Source organism: Aequorivita antarctica, assembly GCF_007997155.1.
GTDB classification, from domain to species: domain Bacteria; phylum Bacteroidota; class Bacteroidia; order Flavobacteriales; family Flavobacteriaceae; genus Aequorivita; species Aequorivita antarctica.
The window spans coordinates 1-16,265 of the sequence record NZ_VORT01000016.1 but is presented as its reverse complement, the minus strand read 5'-3'; the positions used below and the strand labels follow the sequence as shown (position 1 = coordinate 16,265).

13 protein-coding genes and 1 pseudogene are annotated in these 16,265 nt (G+C 39.2%); 1 reads left to right on the top strand and 13 read right to left on the bottom strand.

The window, feature by feature from the left end; genetic code table 11:
* Positions 1-9: 9 nt before the first annotated feature.
* From ESU54_RS16145 to ESU54_RS16085, 13 genes and pseudogenes are all read right to left on the bottom strand, one after another.
* On the bottom strand, positions 10-492 hold the full coding sequence (locus ESU54_RS16145; RefSeq protein ID WP_111844908.1) for a DUF305 domain-containing protein: 483 nt from the start codon (positions 490-492) through the stop codon (positions 10-12).
* A gap of 104 nt (positions 493-596) precedes the next feature.
* Positions 597-893 (bottom strand): annotated as a pseudogene (locus ESU54_RS16140) (heavy-metal-associated domain-containing protein); the annotation flags it as partial.
* A gap of 14 nt (positions 894-907) precedes the next feature.
* Positions 908-2,263: an APC family permease gene (locus tag ESU54_RS16135; protein ID WP_111844910.1), complete on the bottom strand. Its 1,356-nt coding sequence runs from the start codon at positions 2,261-2,263 to the stop codon at positions 908-910.
* Positions 2,264-2,274: 11 nt separating this feature from the next.
* On the bottom strand, positions 2,275-2,568 hold the full coding sequence (locus ESU54_RS16130; RefSeq protein ID WP_111844911.1) for a phosphoribosylpyrophosphate synthetase: 294 nt from the start codon (positions 2,566-2,568) through the stop codon (positions 2,275-2,277).
* Between the two features lie 223 nt (positions 2,569-2,791).
* A complete protein-coding gene (locus ESU54_RS16125; RefSeq protein WP_111844912.1) occupies positions 2,792-3,241 on the bottom strand; it encodes a hypothetical protein in 450 nt (149 codons plus the stop codon).
* Between the two features lie 113 nt (positions 3,242-3,354).
* Positions 3,355-3,564, bottom strand: coding sequence for a hypothetical protein (locus ESU54_RS16120; protein WP_146743735.1), 210 nt, complete (start codon positions 3,562-3,564; stop codon positions 3,355-3,357).
* 53 nt (positions 3,565-3,617) lie between these two features.
* Complete coding sequence (locus ESU54_RS16115; protein WP_111844913.1) at positions 3,618-3,893, bottom strand: heavy-metal-associated domain-containing protein; 276 nt, start codon at positions 3,891-3,893, stop codon at positions 3,618-3,620.
* A complete protein-coding gene (locus ESU54_RS16110; RefSeq protein WP_111844914.1) occupies positions 3,893-4,348 on the bottom strand; it encodes a heme-binding domain-containing protein in 456 nt (151 codons plus the stop codon). Before ESU54_RS16110 ends, ESU54_RS16115 begins: the two co-directional genes overlap by 1 nt.
* 71 nt (positions 4,349-4,419) lie before the next feature.
* Complete coding sequence (locus ESU54_RS16105) at positions 4,420-5,109, bottom strand: DUF3347 domain-containing protein (RefSeq protein WP_111844915.1); 690 nt, start codon at positions 5,107-5,109, stop codon at positions 4,420-4,422.
* Positions 5,110-5,142: 33 nt separating this feature from the next.
* Positions 5,143-7,437 carry a multicopper oxidase domain-containing protein gene (locus ESU54_RS16100; protein ID WP_111844916.1) on the bottom strand — a complete coding sequence of 765 codons (2,295 nt, stop codon included), beginning with the start codon at positions 7,435-7,437 and terminating at the stop codon, positions 5,143-5,145.
* 31 nt (positions 7,438-7,468) lie between these two features.
* The gene (locus ESU54_RS16095; protein WP_235004593.1) at positions 7,469-8,674 is read right to left on the bottom strand and encodes a TolC family protein; all 1,206 of its coding nucleotides are present in this window, start codon (positions 8,672-8,674) and stop codon (positions 7,469-7,471) included.
* Positions 8,675-8,721: 47 nt separating this feature from the next.
* Positions 8,722-12,564, bottom strand: coding sequence for an efflux RND transporter permease subunit (locus ESU54_RS16090; RefSeq protein WP_111844918.1), 3,843 nt, complete (start codon positions 12,562-12,564; stop codon positions 8,722-8,724).
* Between the two features lie 118 nt (positions 12,565-12,682).
* Positions 12,683-13,102, bottom strand: a complete 420-nt coding sequence (locus tag ESU54_RS16085; RefSeq protein WP_111844919.1) for an HYC_CC_PP family protein — start codon at positions 13,100-13,102, stop codon at positions 12,683-12,685.
* 708 nt (positions 13,103-13,810) lie between these two features.
* Between ESU54_RS16085 and ESU54_RS16080 the strand changes: the two genes are divergently transcribed.
* On the top strand, positions 13,811-16,265 hold a 2,455-nt coding region (locus ESU54_RS16080), incomplete at its 3' end, for a M6 family metalloprotease domain-containing protein (protein WP_146848149.1).

Sequence of the window (16,265 nt, the reverse complement as noted above, 5' to 3'; positions counted from 1 at the left end):
CCACTAATTTTAGTTTTCTGCTTCCAGACGCTTGATGTATTGTTTCATTTCGGCTATTTCCTTTTCTTGTGCCTTAATGATACCATCAGCCAATTTACGCACTTCTGGGTCTTTGAGGTCTGCCCTTTTGCTCGTTAAAATTGCGATGGAGTGATGGGGAATCATTGCTTTCATCCAGAGTATATCGCCAACAATAGGGCTTTGTGCTCTTACCAAGCCAAGTGCACTAACAAACAAAATCAAGCTTCCCAATAAAATGGCGATATTCTTTTTCTTGTTTTGGTACATTTTGCGCATAAAGAACCACATTATTACTGCCATAGCTGCTATGCCCAAACAACTCATATAGAATCTGGTTACACTGAAATAAACGTGGTCTAACGCATAAGTGTTAAGATACATCGTGATATACATTGCTACAAATGAGGCAGTGAGCATCAATATAAACTTTGTGTAATTGCCTTTGCTGTTGTGTTGGTTTGAATTCTCCATGGTTTTAATATTTAGTGTTTATAGTTGGATTTTTTTTAATCGTAATGAATTCAGAATTACAGATACTGAACTGAAACTCATAGCCAAGGCTGCTATCATTGGCGATAATAGGTACTGGTGCCGTTGGTTTGTTGACTTTCCTTTTTCGCTTTTTTCTCAGCTTGGTGCTTATGTTCCGCTCCAGGATCAGCCGGAAGTGTAATAGAATAGCTCCCTCCATCGTCTTTCAATGCTTTTTGAAAAGCTTCCAAAGGGATATGCTCTTCCATTTCTATAACCGCTTCTGCCTTTTCTAGATCTACAGATGCCTTTGTAACTCCATTGACTTCACTTAAGGTTTTCTCAACGTGGCTGCGGCAACCATTGCAGGTCATTCCGTGAATGTGATAGGTGTGTTTCATTTTATCTTAATTTTTTACATTTTCGTCATTTCATCTTCACTCATTTCTATTCCCATATTCATGTTTCCGTCCTTATCTGTATGTGATTTCATAAATAGAAATTGAGACAAAAAAATGAGAGCAATCCCTATTGCTGCGACAATAAGCACAAAGGGGTCGGTCAAAAATTTTAAAAAGATAAATGCTGCCAAAACAACAATATCCATTAGCAAGGCAATTATGGGAATTACTGGATTGAATTTTACTTTCTTTTTAAGGTGTTTAAATAGTCCCCAATGAATGGCAATATCCATTATCAAGTAGAAAATTGCTCCAATGGAAGCTATTCGAGTTAAGTCGAACAAAATAGTTAACAGTATTGCTAATGAAACGGTAAGAATCAAGGAAGGATTTTTAAGTTTCTTGATTCTATTCAAATTAGGAACTTGTTTCATACTACTTAACATTCCTAACATTCTTGAAGCAGAATACACGCTGGCAATTACACCGGAAACAGTTGCAACAATGGCAAGTAAAATTGTTAAAGTAGAACCCCATTCGCCAAATAGGGGTTTTGCGGCTGCGGCCAAAGCATAATCTTTTGCCACTATAATTTCTTCAACACTCAATCCGCCAGCAACCGATAATGCCAAGGTAACATAGATGATTGTACAAACGACAATTGAAATAATTATGGAACGCCCTACATTTTTATGAGGATTTTTTATATCGCCTCCTTGATTTGTGATTGTTGTAAATCCTTTATAAGCAAGAATCGATAAGGCTAATGCAGCAACAAATCCAAAACCTTCAGGTAGGGATTGGCTATTTGCAGGACTATAATTACCTGTAATAGTAGGTAAACCAGAAATAACCAATCCCGAAATGGCCAATACCACAATACCAACTACTTTTATAATTGCAGTAATGGTGGCGGTACGTTCAATAATTTTATTGCCAGAAATATTGACAATATATGCAATAGCAATAAGGATTACTCCCAACACAGATGCGTACCCGGCATACTCCTGCGGAAACAGCCGTAAAGCATACGCCCCAAAAGTTCCTGCCACTAAACTTTCGGCAACAACCATAGACACGTACATTAACAAGGAAAATGAACCTGCAAGTGTACCTGGCGAATAGGCCTTTGTTAAAAATTTTACAACCCCACCAGAAGATGGATAAGCATTGGAAAATTTTACATACGAATAAGAACTAAATCCTACCACTACAGCTCCTACTATAAAAACAACAGGAAATAAATCGCCAACCAATTCGGCTATCTGCCCCATTAACACAAAAATACCTGCACCTATCATCACGCCTGTTCCTAATGATACAGAGCCTAATAATGACAATTTTTGGGTGTTTATTTTTAAGGGGTTCATTTGGCAACTATTTATCTTAATTTTTTTCGCATTGCATCAGAAATATTTTCGGCGTAAACTCCGTATGCATCCACCAATAATCCTTTAATTCCGTTTTTGGATGAAATGGCATACAGCACACTATTGTCGTCTGTACTGCTCATTCCTTCAAAACGATGCATCTCATCCACATCAAAATCTTCTGGGTGTAATTTCAACTTTAATGCATTGCATTCAATATGTCCCGAACATAAATTAAAATCATAGGTGTATCCGTTTGCTTGTAAATCTTTCATTGCTTCTGAAAGGGTATCATAACTTTTCATCTGTTGTTCTTTTATATATTGTTCAAAATAAAATCAACCATTTCCGAAGGCGGCAAAACGGGTACGTGGATTACCGGAAACGGTAAGGATACATTCACATTGGCAATAAGCGTCCCTAAATTCCTACTGGTTTATACTATTTTTCTTTTCTAAAATACCAAAGTGCCAATAGGACAATTAGAAATGGAATAATCCATAAATACATCATAATTTCTTGATTTTATTACTCAAGGTTATTGCTGTGATTGTCTGCCATACCGCCCATATTCATACCTTTATCGCTCATCATCTTCATACCGGATTTCATACAATCTTCGCTCATCATCCCTTCATTATGCATCATTTGCATCATTTGATTCATCATTTTTCCATCTTTCATCATTGATTGCATCATATTCATTGACGTTACACTGTCATTCATCATATTCATACCTTCGCCCTTCATCATCATATTCATCATTTTGTGATTTCCCTGCATCATTTGCATTGCTTGATTATTGCCTTGCATATTCTCCATAAATTCATTCATAAAATTGGGATTATTTGCAATTGTTTGCATAATCTCATTTCTTGTTTCTGTATTTTCAAGCATTGCCTGAACATCTGGTTCTTGCTTACAACTATTTAATGTCATTAAGCCTACTACTGATAAAATCATTACTAATGTTCTCATAATATTTAATTTTTAGATTACTATTTATTTATTCTGTTTTCGTTGACGTGATTATGTTTATTATTGAATTTTCTTCCACAGTATCAGAAGTGTTATTTGCAGAATGGAATATATTATTGGTTTCCTTTTCTTTTTGTGAAATTGAAAAATAACACTATCAATACTATTACAATTAGGAGTATGAAAAACCACCAGCCCACATGCATTCCCCAGTAATGGTAACCTCCATTATGGTTCATCATTGTGTTTCCATCTGTATCTTGTTTACAGCATGTTAATGTAAAAAGACCAATTACCGTTAAAAGTGTTACTAATGTTCTCATAATATTTAATTTTTAGATTACTATTTATTCTGTTTTCGTTGACGTGATCATGTTTATTGTTGGATTTTTGATTTTTCTTCAATTTTATGCGAAGTGCTGTATGCAGAATGGAATATGTTTTTGGTTTCCTTTTCCGAAAGAAGATACTTTTCAGGAAGAACATTTTGAAGGGTTTGGGCAGAGATATGGCCGCTCATTGTAACTTCGGCCCCTCCTTTTTCAACATTTGCGACCACCTTAGTTACATTATCTAACTGACCCAAATATTTTTCTACAGATGCTTTACAGCCTCCGCAGGTCATTCCGTGTATTTTATATGTGTGTTTCATTATTCGTGATTTTTCTTTAAAATCCTTAAATACGCTACAAGAGTTTGTCTTTCATCTTTTGAAATCTCAGCATCCCTATGCATTAAAACATACGAATAGAGAGGCATTTCTTCGTCTTCAATTTGATGGATCATCGCGTTGAGCTTGCTATTTTTTCTTCTCTCGGAATACGTATCCCATTCGTTGAAATTCAATTCGTCCTTTCCTTCTTTTATATGATGCTCCAAAAACCAAGCTATCGGTTGCATCTTATTGTACCAAGGATAGTCCGTATTGTTGCTGTGGCAATCATAGCAGGATTCTTGCAATATAGTATTAACGTTCTTTGATGGATTGTTGACCACCAAAAAATCGGTTTTTGGCACTATATTACTTTGGTTACGCCTTGTGGGCACAAACTGCATGCCCACAAACGCAATCAATAAAATAATCAATATGATTCTTAGAATCTTCATAATAAGATTGATTTAATGCATCAAATGGTTCAACATCCCAAAATCAGCCTAAAGCATACAGCTTACAGCCCTTAATTTATTTCTTTCTCCACTTTTCCGCAATTCAGCATTTTGCTACCATAATATGGATTCTTTATGTCCTTGCTCCTACTTAACCACGCACTGCCACCATCGTACATTGGGCAAAATTGTTGGTATAAAGTAGTTTCCGTGCCGGTAATGGCAACCATATCGGTTATATCCTTGCTCAATATTTTGAAATGTTCACGTTGGTGGTCCATTTCACTTTTGCCAATATGTTCTGCATGCTCCATTGCGTCTTCAATAATATCTTTCAGTTCCTTTTGCTGTTCAGCAGAGTAACTGCTTACATTAAAACCCTTCAATGTGCTTTCAAGTTTCTTTCCAGCCTTTGCAGCATCCTCTTTATTGGTTGCCACCAAAGCATCTTTCAGTGCCATATAATCTGCCACCACTTGTTTTGCATCGGAATTCTGCATTTTGGAATCCATTACAGTATTGGACCTATCCGTATTGTTGTGGTCCATCATTGAAGTATCGTGATTCATTATTGAATCATTTTCATCCATCATTGAATTTTCGTGATTCATCATAGAATCATCATGATTACCTTCTTCTGGCATTTCAGAATGCATTCCATCGTCGTGCAAATCTTCCTTTTTGGTGTCTCTACATGACATTGTTGTTAGGCTTACGAAAGCCATTGCCACAATTGCTGTTGCTACTTTTAAATTCTTCATTTTGTTTTACATTTAAATTAATATTATTATTTATTAAAATCTCACTGAAAGTCCACCACCCGCTCCAAAACGGTTGTCGTAGCTCGCCATCAATGAAAAGTTTCGTGATAAAAAATATTTTACTCCTGCCTTCCAAGTAACTTCGTTTGTGAAATTATCTCCAAAAGAAAGGTCATCAACCCAACCGAAATTAGCTTGGTATTCATACATTCCAAAAATGGCTGTTCTTGGAAAAATCAGTATTTCACGACTTAAACTTATTTGAGGTCGCAACTTACTATCGATTCGCACATCCAGATTAAAGAGGTAAGGTGTGAGATAGCGAACTCCCGCTATGGCAGTAGTTGTAATTTCATCCAAACTGCCTTCCATTTCATTTTCAATATTCACTCCACCGAAAACCCGTAAATAATCGTGTAGATAGCGTTCATAAGTTACTTCGGCTTCCAGATTTTGGTTCCAACCGTATTCTGCGCTTACATTGAATTGGTTGCGAATGTTTGAGGTTACAAAGTTTAATTCCGTCATATGTGATGTCGCATCTACCGTTGCCCATGTATAATATTTATCGGCCTCGGAAATCAAACCGCTTATAGGATAACCATTCAAACGGTTGTCTCTCGTCGTGTCATAACTCATAACCCTTGCCATCCCACTCATCATATGGTACAGAATATGGCAATGAAAAAACCAATCGCCATACTCGTTACCGTAGAACTCTATGGTCACCTCCCCCATTGGCGGCACATTAACCGTATGTTTTAAGGGCGAGTACTCTCCATTCTCATTGATGACCCTAAAAAAGTGACCGTGAAGGTGCATTGGGTGGTGCATCATCGTTAGGTTATTAAGTGTAATTCGGGTAACTTCCTTGTGGTTTATTTTAATCTGGTCGGTTTCCGAAAGTGGTACCCCGTTCATACTCCAGATATAGCGGTTCATATTTCCGGTAAGGTTCAAGAGGATTTCCTTTACCGGAACATCCTTGGGATAGGTTGTTTTTTTAGGTGATTTTAGGTAATCGTAATTATATTCTGAAAACATTTGCATTCCATCCATATCACCCATTTGCACATTGTCCATTTTACCTTTCATCATTGAATCTGTAGACATTTCCATATCCATTTTTTCATCTTTCATTTCCATTTTGGAATGGTCCATTTTTGAATGATCCATTTGCATTCCGTATTCCTCTTTCATCTCATAGCGTTCGTCTTTCTTTGGCTGGAATTTTAAGGCGTGGGCTCCCATTTTCATATCCATTTTTGCCATTTGCTGCATCATCTTAATTTTATCGGGTCTTGGAACTACTTCCGCAGGTATCACTTTACCATTTCCAATAAAGGCGGTTGCAGTGCCCGAGCCATCCTGTGCCATTGCCCGGAACTCAATTTTGCCATTTTCGGGGATCGTTACTATAAAATCATAGGTTTCGGCGATGGCTATAAAGGTTTTGTTTTTTTGGACGGGTACTACATCCAGTCCATCAGCAGCAACTAATGTGGGCATTTCGCCACCAAAAGTCATCCAAAATTGAGTAGAGGCCGAACCGTTGATTATCCGTAGCCTCACTTTTTCGCCTGCCTTATAATCGGGGTATTCTGGATTTTGTTGACCGTTTACCAAAAAAGCGGGATAATAGATGTCGGCTATATCTGCACCTTCCATCCGTTGTCGCCAAAAATCGAGCTGTGCGCCAAATGCACTGCGTGCAATCACTTGGTTCAATGGTGTGGACGTACCTTTTTTTATTCCGTACCATTCGTTGCCACGCTTTAGGTTGCGCAGTACATTCATCGGTTTTTCGTTTGTCCAATCGGAAAGCATCAAGACCAAATCTGTATCATAATCCAAGGTTTTTTCTTTTGGATTTATAACAATAGAGCCAAAAACACCGCTTTGTTCCTGCAACATTGTATGCGAATGGTACCAATAGGTCCCAGCCTGTGTTATGGGAAATTCATATTTGAATGTTTCGCCGGGACGAATTGGTGGTGTGGTCAAATAGGGAACACCATCGTAAAAATTTGGGATAATTATTCCATGCCAATGGACGGAAGTCTCTTCCTTCATTTCGTTTTTCACATAAATGACAGCGTATTCGCCTTCGGTAAATTCCAAAGTTGGTCCTGGGATTGTACCGTTTACGGTCATTCCCTTTACATCCTTGCCTGCCTTGTTTACCATTTCTTCCTTTATGGTCAGGGTATATTCGCGAACAGGACGGTTTTCGGTATTTCCTTCTTTGGATTGTTCATAAATATTTTGACTGAATAGCGTTTGGCATCCCATCAACATTAGAAGCAGCATATATTTTAAGTGGTTCATTTTCAATTTTTTATATAATTATTTTAAATGTTTATTTGGTTAAGTAATTGATGATAGTGGATTGTACATGATAATTTTTAACCGATTCAATTTGGCTCATTTGAAACTTTAATTGCAGTTCTTGAATATCCAACACATCGTTAAAATCAATCGTTCCAGTTTCGTAATTTTTGATAAGGATGTCCTCTGCATTTTGGGCCTGTACTAGGTTTTTCTGTTGGGTATTGAACTTTATACGGGCTTGGTTCCGCTGGGAAATGGCCTTCGACAAATCGGCCTTCAGTACATTCAGCCTTTCGTCCTTTTGGGATTGAATCTCCTGTTTGCGTAGTTCGTTTTGCTTGGAAACGGACTTGTAGCGTTTGTTGAAAATGGGAATCGATATTGATACCATAGGCATCACTATGTCCTTTCCATTGTCAACCATATTCATATCGGTACGTTCGGCAACCGGTATGTAATCCAGTCCTAAACCGAACATTGGCAAAGCATCCCGTTGGTTCAACAGCTCCGATTGGGTTACAGACTCATAAAGCTTATCGTATTTGAGTAGTTCTGGATTTACCGAAAGTGACTCATAACTATAAAGATTGTCCTCTTCTGGAATTTCCAGTGAAGACACCACCAATACATCGGTATCATAATCACGGTTCACCAAACTGTTCAACGCCGCCTGTATTCCTTTGTTTTGTTGTAGCAAAACGTCTTTTTCCTGTTGCAGCTCATTCTGCCGCATTTGTAATCGCAAAACGTCCACAGCAGATGCCTTACCTACTTCCACTGAAGTGAGTGCTAGCTGTTCATAAGTCTTTAGGAGCCCTATGTTTTTATCAAGGACTTCTTGTTTGGCCCTTATTTCATAAAGTTGATAATAGTATTGTGAAACGGAAAGCGCGAGCTTTCGTTTTGCGATGGTCACTTCCACATATTGGGCTTCGGCCATTGACGACGCGTAGTTTTCCCTCGCTGTAATCGTTCCAAACCAAGGGAGCATCTGCTTCACGGAAAAACGCGCCTTTTGCGCACCTACTCGAGTTTCTGGCTCACTTACAAAATATCCTGCGCTAACTTCAGTATTCGGTAGCCAATTGGCTTCATTTACTTTTTCATCAGCAATATCAGATTGGAACAGAACCTTTTGGATTTCGGGACTATTGGTGATAGCTTCGTCTATGTAGGTCTGTAAATCTTGCCCATAACTATTGAGAACCAAGAGCCAAGAGCCAAGAAACAGCATGGCTTTTTGTTTTATAAAATAATTTGATCGTTGCATTTTCATTTTTTTTAGTCTTGATTCTTGGATCTTATTTCTTGAATCCTTTTTTTCGCTATCCGTTCCTTCCTCCAGCTATAAAGTACTGGCACTAGGAAATAGGATGTGGTGTCTAAAAGCATTCCGCCGAAAATTGGAATAGACATTGGTAGCATTATATCGCTACCTTTTCCAGTAGAAGTTAGTACTGGCAACAATGCCAAAATGGTGGTAACAGTGGTCATTAAACAAGGACGGATTCTTTTTGAAGCGGCTTCCAAAGTTGATCTTCGAATTTCTGCAATATCTGTGGGGTCATTTTTATCAAAAGTCTGCGTGAGATAGGTTGCCATTACTACCCCATCGTCTGTTGCAATGCCGAAAAGCGCAATAAAGCCAACCCAAACCGCCACGCTCAAATTGATAGTTTTTATATTGAAGAGGTCCCGCATGTTTTCGCCAAAAAAGTTGAAGTTCAAAAACCAATCCTGCCCATAAAACCAAATCATAACGAAACCACCTGCAAAGGCCACCGCAATCCCTGTAAACACCATAAAAGTCGTAGAAACCGAACGGAACTGGAAATACAATATCAAAAATATGACTGCCAGCGCCAAAGGCACGATGACGGACAAGGTTTTTTCGGCACGCAACTGGTTTTCATAAGTTCCAGTGAATTTATAACTTATGCCTTTCGGCATTACCAATTCGCCATTGTCTATTTTTTGTTGAATAAGCGCCTGTGCATTTTCCACGACATTCACTTCGGCAAAACCATCCAGTTTGTCAAAAAGTACATAGCCCACCAAAAAAGTATCTTCGCTTTTTATCACTTGTGGACCTTGTTCGTATTTAATGGTTGCCACCTCGCTCAAAGGAACAGGATTGCCATTTTCAACGGGTATATAAATGCTTTTCAAATCTGATGGATCTCCACGTAATTCACGAGGATAACGAACCCTAACCCCATAACGCTCCCTGCCTTCCACGGTTTGGGTTAACACCATTCCGCCAACGGCTACTTTCAGCACATTTTGAACATCCTCGATAGTAATTCCGTAACGGGATAATTTTGTTCTATCAATGTCAATTAGCAAATAAGGTTTGCCCACAATCCGATCTGCAAAAACGGCTTCCTCTTTCACGCCTTCGGCCTGTTTTAGGATACCTTCCAATTGAATCCCAAAGGCTTCAATTTGTTTTAAATCCTGACCTTTCACTTTTATGCCCATGGGGGCGCGCATGCCGGTCTGCAACATGACCAAACGGGTTTCAATGGGTTGCAGTTTGGGTGCTGAAGTAACACCTGGAAACTTTGTAACTCTTACAATTTCATTCCAAATATCGTCTGGGGAATTGATTTCCGGTCGCCAGTTTCGGAAGAATTCGCCATCGTCATCTTCTATCAAATCTTTTGCTGTCACATCGAGCGCAGTCGAGATGCTTTTTCCAGCTTTTCGAGCGTTCTCGACTGCGCTCGAACTGACATTATTATTTGGATTGACAATAAAACTGCTATCCTTCCGAATAAAGAAACCTTCTTCATCAACTTTAAAACGTTGCCGTTCACCCTCTTTCAGCATATATTCAGGTTTGTACTGAATCATATTTTCATACATTGATAAAGGTGCCGGATCGAGTGCAGATTCCGTACGTCCGGATTTACCGACAACTGTTTCAATTTCGGGTATACTTGCCACCGCCATGTCCAATTGTTGAAGCACCCGTTTATTTTCTTCCACGCCAGCATGTGGCATTGAAGTTGGCATCAATAGGAAGGAACCTTCATTGAGCGAAGGCATAAATTCCTTGCCGGTATTTTTGAATATAATGAACCCGAGGATCAAGAGCGTTGTGGGAATAGACAAGAACAGCAATCTGTTTTCCAATGCCCATTTAAGGATTCGGGAATAATAGTTTTTAAAAAGTAAAAAACTTGCCAACAGGCCAAAGCAAATAATTGCGACAAAAATGAGATTTACAAACACACTTTTATCCACTCCCAAAGGCCGCCAATATTCCGCCAAAAGAAAAACTATGGCTGCGGCAGATAAATAGATGCTATATTTATTGGAACGCTCTTTTGACCAACTGCCGCGAATTTTAGCAAATGCAACAAAACTGAAGCCAATAAGGATAATACCAACCCAATGCCCAAAAATAACCGCAATAAACCCTGCCAACAATAGCAATCCGTTGATGCCATAATTGGTGCTTCTTCTTATTTTTCTACTTTTAAATAAGAAGGCTGCAAATGGAGGAATCAAAAACAAAGCAATGATAATAGAAGCCGTTAAGGCAAACGTTTTTGTAAATGCAAGCGGACGGAAGAGCTTACCCTCTGCCCCAATCATCGTAAATACGGGAATAAAACTAATAATGGTTGTTAATACCGCAGTAACAATAGCCCCTGAAACTTCGGCAGTTGCGTTATACACGATTGTATTGATAGGTAATCGTTGGAATTTAGAGGCAGTGGGCTGTATGTTGGATTCAGGATCTGCCAACTTCTGACTTCCAGCTTCCATTTTTTCATTTTCCTCATCCAAATGCCGAATAATATTTTCTGCCAAGATAATTCCCACATCGACCATGGTGCCTATTGCAATTGCAATACCTGAAAGGGCTACAATATTGGCGTCAACCCCAAAAAATTTCATGGCAATGAAAACCATCAACACTGCTACTGGCAAGAGACCCGATATAAGAATCGATGCCCGAAGATTGAAAACCATCACGACAATTACCAAAATAGTGATAAGGATTTCCAACGTAAGTGCTTCATTGAGCGTGCCCAATGTTTCCTGTATGAGTTCGGTCCGATCATAAAAAGGAACAATAGTTACTTGTGAAGTTCTGCCATCGGCCAGCACTTTTGTAGGCAATCCTTTGCTTAACTCCTCAATTTTTTCCTTTACGTTCGTGATGACTTCCATTGGGTTTGCCCCATATCGGGCCACCACAACAGCCCCCACAACCTCGGCACCTTCCTTGTCCAAAATGCCCCTTCTTGCCGCAGGACCAAGTGAAACATTGGCAATATCACTAATCTTAATAGACGTATAATTTTCTGATGTAACAACAGCATTTTCAATATCTGCCACAGATTTCACATAACCCAAACCACGAACGAGGTATTCTGCCTGATTAATTTCCAAGGTTTGTGCGCCAATGTCCTTATTGCTTTCCTTTACCGCTTTTACAACTTCGGCCAAGCTAATGTTGTACTGGCGCATCAGTTCAGGATTCACGTCTATCTGATATTCTTTTACGTAGCCGCCAATGGATGCTACTTCAGAAACACCGCTGGCTGAGGCAAGTGCATACTTAACGTAGTAATCCTGAATACTTCGCAGTTCCTGCAAATCCCAGCCTCCTGTTACATTGCCATCTTTATCGCGTCCTTCGAGTGTGTACCAAAATATTTGTCCTAATCCTGTGGCATCAGGACCCAAAGCTGGGTTAACACCTTCTGGCAAAAGACCACTGGGTAGGGAATTGAGTTTTTCAAGGATGCGGCTACGGCTCCAATAAAATTCGATATCCTCATCAAAAATGATATAGATACTTGAAAACCCAAACATGGAAGAACTACGAATAGTTTTCACACCGGGAATACCCAAAAGCGTAGTGGTCAACGGATAGGTTATTTGGTCTTCAATATCCTGAGGCGACCTACCGTCCCATTTAGTAAAAACAATCTGTTGGTTTTCGCCAATATCAGGAATGGCATCAACAGCCACAGGGTCTGATGGCAAAAAACCAGTATTCCAATTAAAGGGTGCGTAAACCGTTCCAAAGCCCACAAAAGCAATGAGCATTAGAACAGCAACGAGTTTGTTTTCTATGAGAAATTTGATGCTTTTATTTAGCATAAACTTTGATAATTAAACAGTTAATAGATTAATTGTTTTTCTGGTTTCAATAAATTGAACACAACAAAACGTGCCCAAAACGGAAATACCGCAGGGCAAAAAAATTACTGTCTAAAAATCAAATTAAGAAAGTCTGGTGCAGCACTTGCACATCCCGTTCAATGAAAGGAGGTGGATAGGCAACAAAAGGAACAACGTTAGATTCTGTTCCTTCAAAAATACTGATATAAGAATATGAAAGGGAAGCGACAAAAATTTGTTGCTGCAATGATAATTGTTCAAAGGAAATTTTTAAGTCGTCTTTTCCTTGCTTAATCAACTGCTGATCTTTACAACAAGATTTTTCAGTTATTGAAGAATTTTCACAATTTGCAACAGTGGGCATTTCCTCCATACCACATGAGCCTACCTGCTGAATAAAAGAAAAATCAACCAATGTATCACCACAATAATGCATATCTACAGCAAAGGACATGGTAGTAAAAAGAACTACCCCCGCCATAAAAACAGCTATTGTTTTGTGAATTAATGATTTCATGTAGCGCTAAATTATGAAAAAACCTTCAAACCACAGACGATAGAAGTAAATCTTTAACAATTGCAACTAGTTATCACTGCTTCGTTATCCTGTTTTGAAAGATATGCCAATGAGCCGAGGCAAAGAACCAGTGGGCTCTGTGGATATAAGCGACATGACTGTAAGAACCCAGCGTGATCCTATTAAGGGAGGGCAGTAGCAGCTATGAATTTGGAAGTATGAAGTTAGAAGTTCGAGCGACGAGTTATTAAGGGAAGAGGTTTTTTATTGAAAGAATTTCAAAAGGGGGCGAATAGACAATAGGCCGGCCCTTTGATAAATTTTGTCTAGCGGCAAAACACTCAGGGACCTATAATAGTACTTTTAAAAAAACAAAATCAAAGGCGGCCAAGTGAATTTGAATGAGCGACAGCGACTTCAAATTTGCCTGTGCTGAGCTAAGTTTGCCCTGAGCGGAGTCGAAGGGCAATCGAAGGGTCGAAGTGTAACGAGGCCACCCCTTTCAACCAACAACACCCAAAACTTAATATTTATAAAGCTGCTAATTAGTGCGAAGTGCACTACGCCTTATCTACGTAGTACTACTTATGTTATACGAGTTTAATTGACCGTAGCTTGTCACCCGAACCTAAACCGCTTTCATCTTTAAAAAAGAAAAGCCAAACCTTAGGCTTTAAAACAAACCAACCAACTTAGAATGAAACTATTATGAAGAAAATTACCCAAGTATTAATAGCCATTGTAGTAGTTTGCTGCACATGGCAAAGTAGTGCACAATTTGCTGAAAGTAGTCAGCGCTACCTTTCCCCTTCAGAGGTTCAGAAAGGTGTACAAGCTAATCCAACCCAGATGCCTGGCGATATTACCTCTGTTATACCAACTCAGGGAAATGAATTTTGTGGAGTTTCTCACTTTCCATATATAACTGAAATGGAACAGCCAAACGGCAAAACCTTTAAAGGAAGGATTTTAACCGTTGGCAGAATGACTTATTTGGAGACTGTAGACGGATATACAGTTATGCAAGACCCTACGGATAAATATTTTAAATACGTAGCCCAAGGCGTTGACGGCGATTTGTACATAACTAATGTAAACGTGTCTGAAACCACTGAAAGGAATTCACAGGATAGACAAACATTAAATTCCTTAAATAAAAATGCACGTTATGTTGGAGAGCCTCTAAGAAATAGGGTTTCTATTATTAATGCAGCTCAAGTTCCTTCAGGAATTTCCCTCCAGAACGTTTTTCCATCCTTTGGTATTCGGAAAGCATTGCTTTTATTAATACAATACCCCGATCAACTTGCAACCTATTCAAATACCGAATTTAATAATCTTAGCAATCAGGTTGGATATAATGTTAATGGACAAACGGGAAGTTTTCGCGACTTTTATCTAGCCGCTTCTTATGGAAACCTGACAATTAATACCGACGTTGCTGGTTGGTTTACATCAATTAATAATCGCGCGACCTACGGAGTTGATAATATAAACAATAGAAATTTTCAAAATGCAGTTCCACTTATTCGTGAAGCAATTGACAGAGCTGAAGCAGCTGGTGTTAATTTTGCAAATTATGACGGTGATAATGATGGAGCCGTTGATGTGGTAATGGTAATTCACTCCGGCCGTGGCGCGGAAGAATCCGGAAACGCAAGTGACATCTGGTCACATAGATGGTCCTTGGCTGCTGGTGGCTTACAAGTAACTTACGATGGAAAGTCAATTAACGACTATATTATTCAAGCCGAGAAATTTGGGACCACAAATATTACAAACATAGGTGTAATGTGCCATGAATTAGGTCATGCGCTAGGGCTTCCTGATTTATACGATACCGATGGAGGTTCTCGTGGATTAGGTAATTGGTGTTTAATGGCTGGAGGTACTTGGAACAACTCCGGAAAAACACCTGCGCATCCTTCTATTTATTGTAAAGATGAAATGGCCTGGATGGTACCAACATTACTTAGTGGCTCAGGTACTATCAGTAATATGGATTATTCTCAAAACTCTCCCGATTCCTATCGTTTGAACACCACGGTTGCGACTGAATACTTCTTATTAGAAAATAGGCAGCAAATTGGGTGGGATGCTTTTTTACCGGGATCAGGACTGTGTATATATCATATTGACAAATCCATAGGAAACAATACGAACCCAGCTAGATATCGTGTTAATCTTGAACAAGCAGATGGAGACAACGATCTGAATAATAATTACAATAGTGGTGATGAAGGTGATACATTTCCGGGTTATTTTAATAATACTATTTTTGATTGTGGTTCTACTCCAAACTCCTATAGCTATAACAATGTTTCATCTAAAGCCAGTATTAGCGGTATTGTAACACAAGCCTCTAATACAATAGGATTTGCCTATTACACATCTGCTGATTATACAGCATTAGCAGATCTACTTGTAAATGCCGGGGTCCAAACTGGTCTTGGCAGCGGTACTCCAATAGGAGGAGTTTATAGTGGAGCCGGTGTTACAGACGACGGTAACGGAACAACTTATAGCTTTGATCCTGCCGCAGCTGGTGTTGGTATTCATACCCTAACCTATAATTTTACAGATCCTTGTGGATCTTCTTTAAACGCTTCAGACGATGTTGAAGTATTTTCAGCAGTTGCTGCTACTTTTACAGCATTAGCTAATCTATGTATAGATGCTGGTGTTCAAACTGGTCTTGGCGGCGGTACGCCAACAGGGGGAATTTATAGTGGAGCTGGCGTTACCGATGATGGCAATGGAACCACTTATAGCTTTGACCCTGCTAGCGCAGGAGTGGGTACTCATATTTTAACATATACTCAAGGAGGTTCATCTGCAACTGATGATGTTGAAGTATTTGCGCTTCCTGTAGTGTCATTTACAGCTCCAGTTAGTCCTCTTTGTCCTAATGCAATACTCACAGCTCAAGGTGGCGGAACACCAGTAGGTGGTGTTTATAGCGGTGCAGGAGTTACTGATGATGGAAATGGTATGACATACACATTCGATGCAGGGGCTGCGGGTAATGGAACACATATATTGACATATACCTTTAGCGATGCTAATGGATGTACAAATAGTGCTTCAGATTCTGTGACTGTAGAGGATACCGAACCTCCAGTTGCAAACTGTGCGGCACCATTTACGATCCAACTGGATGTTA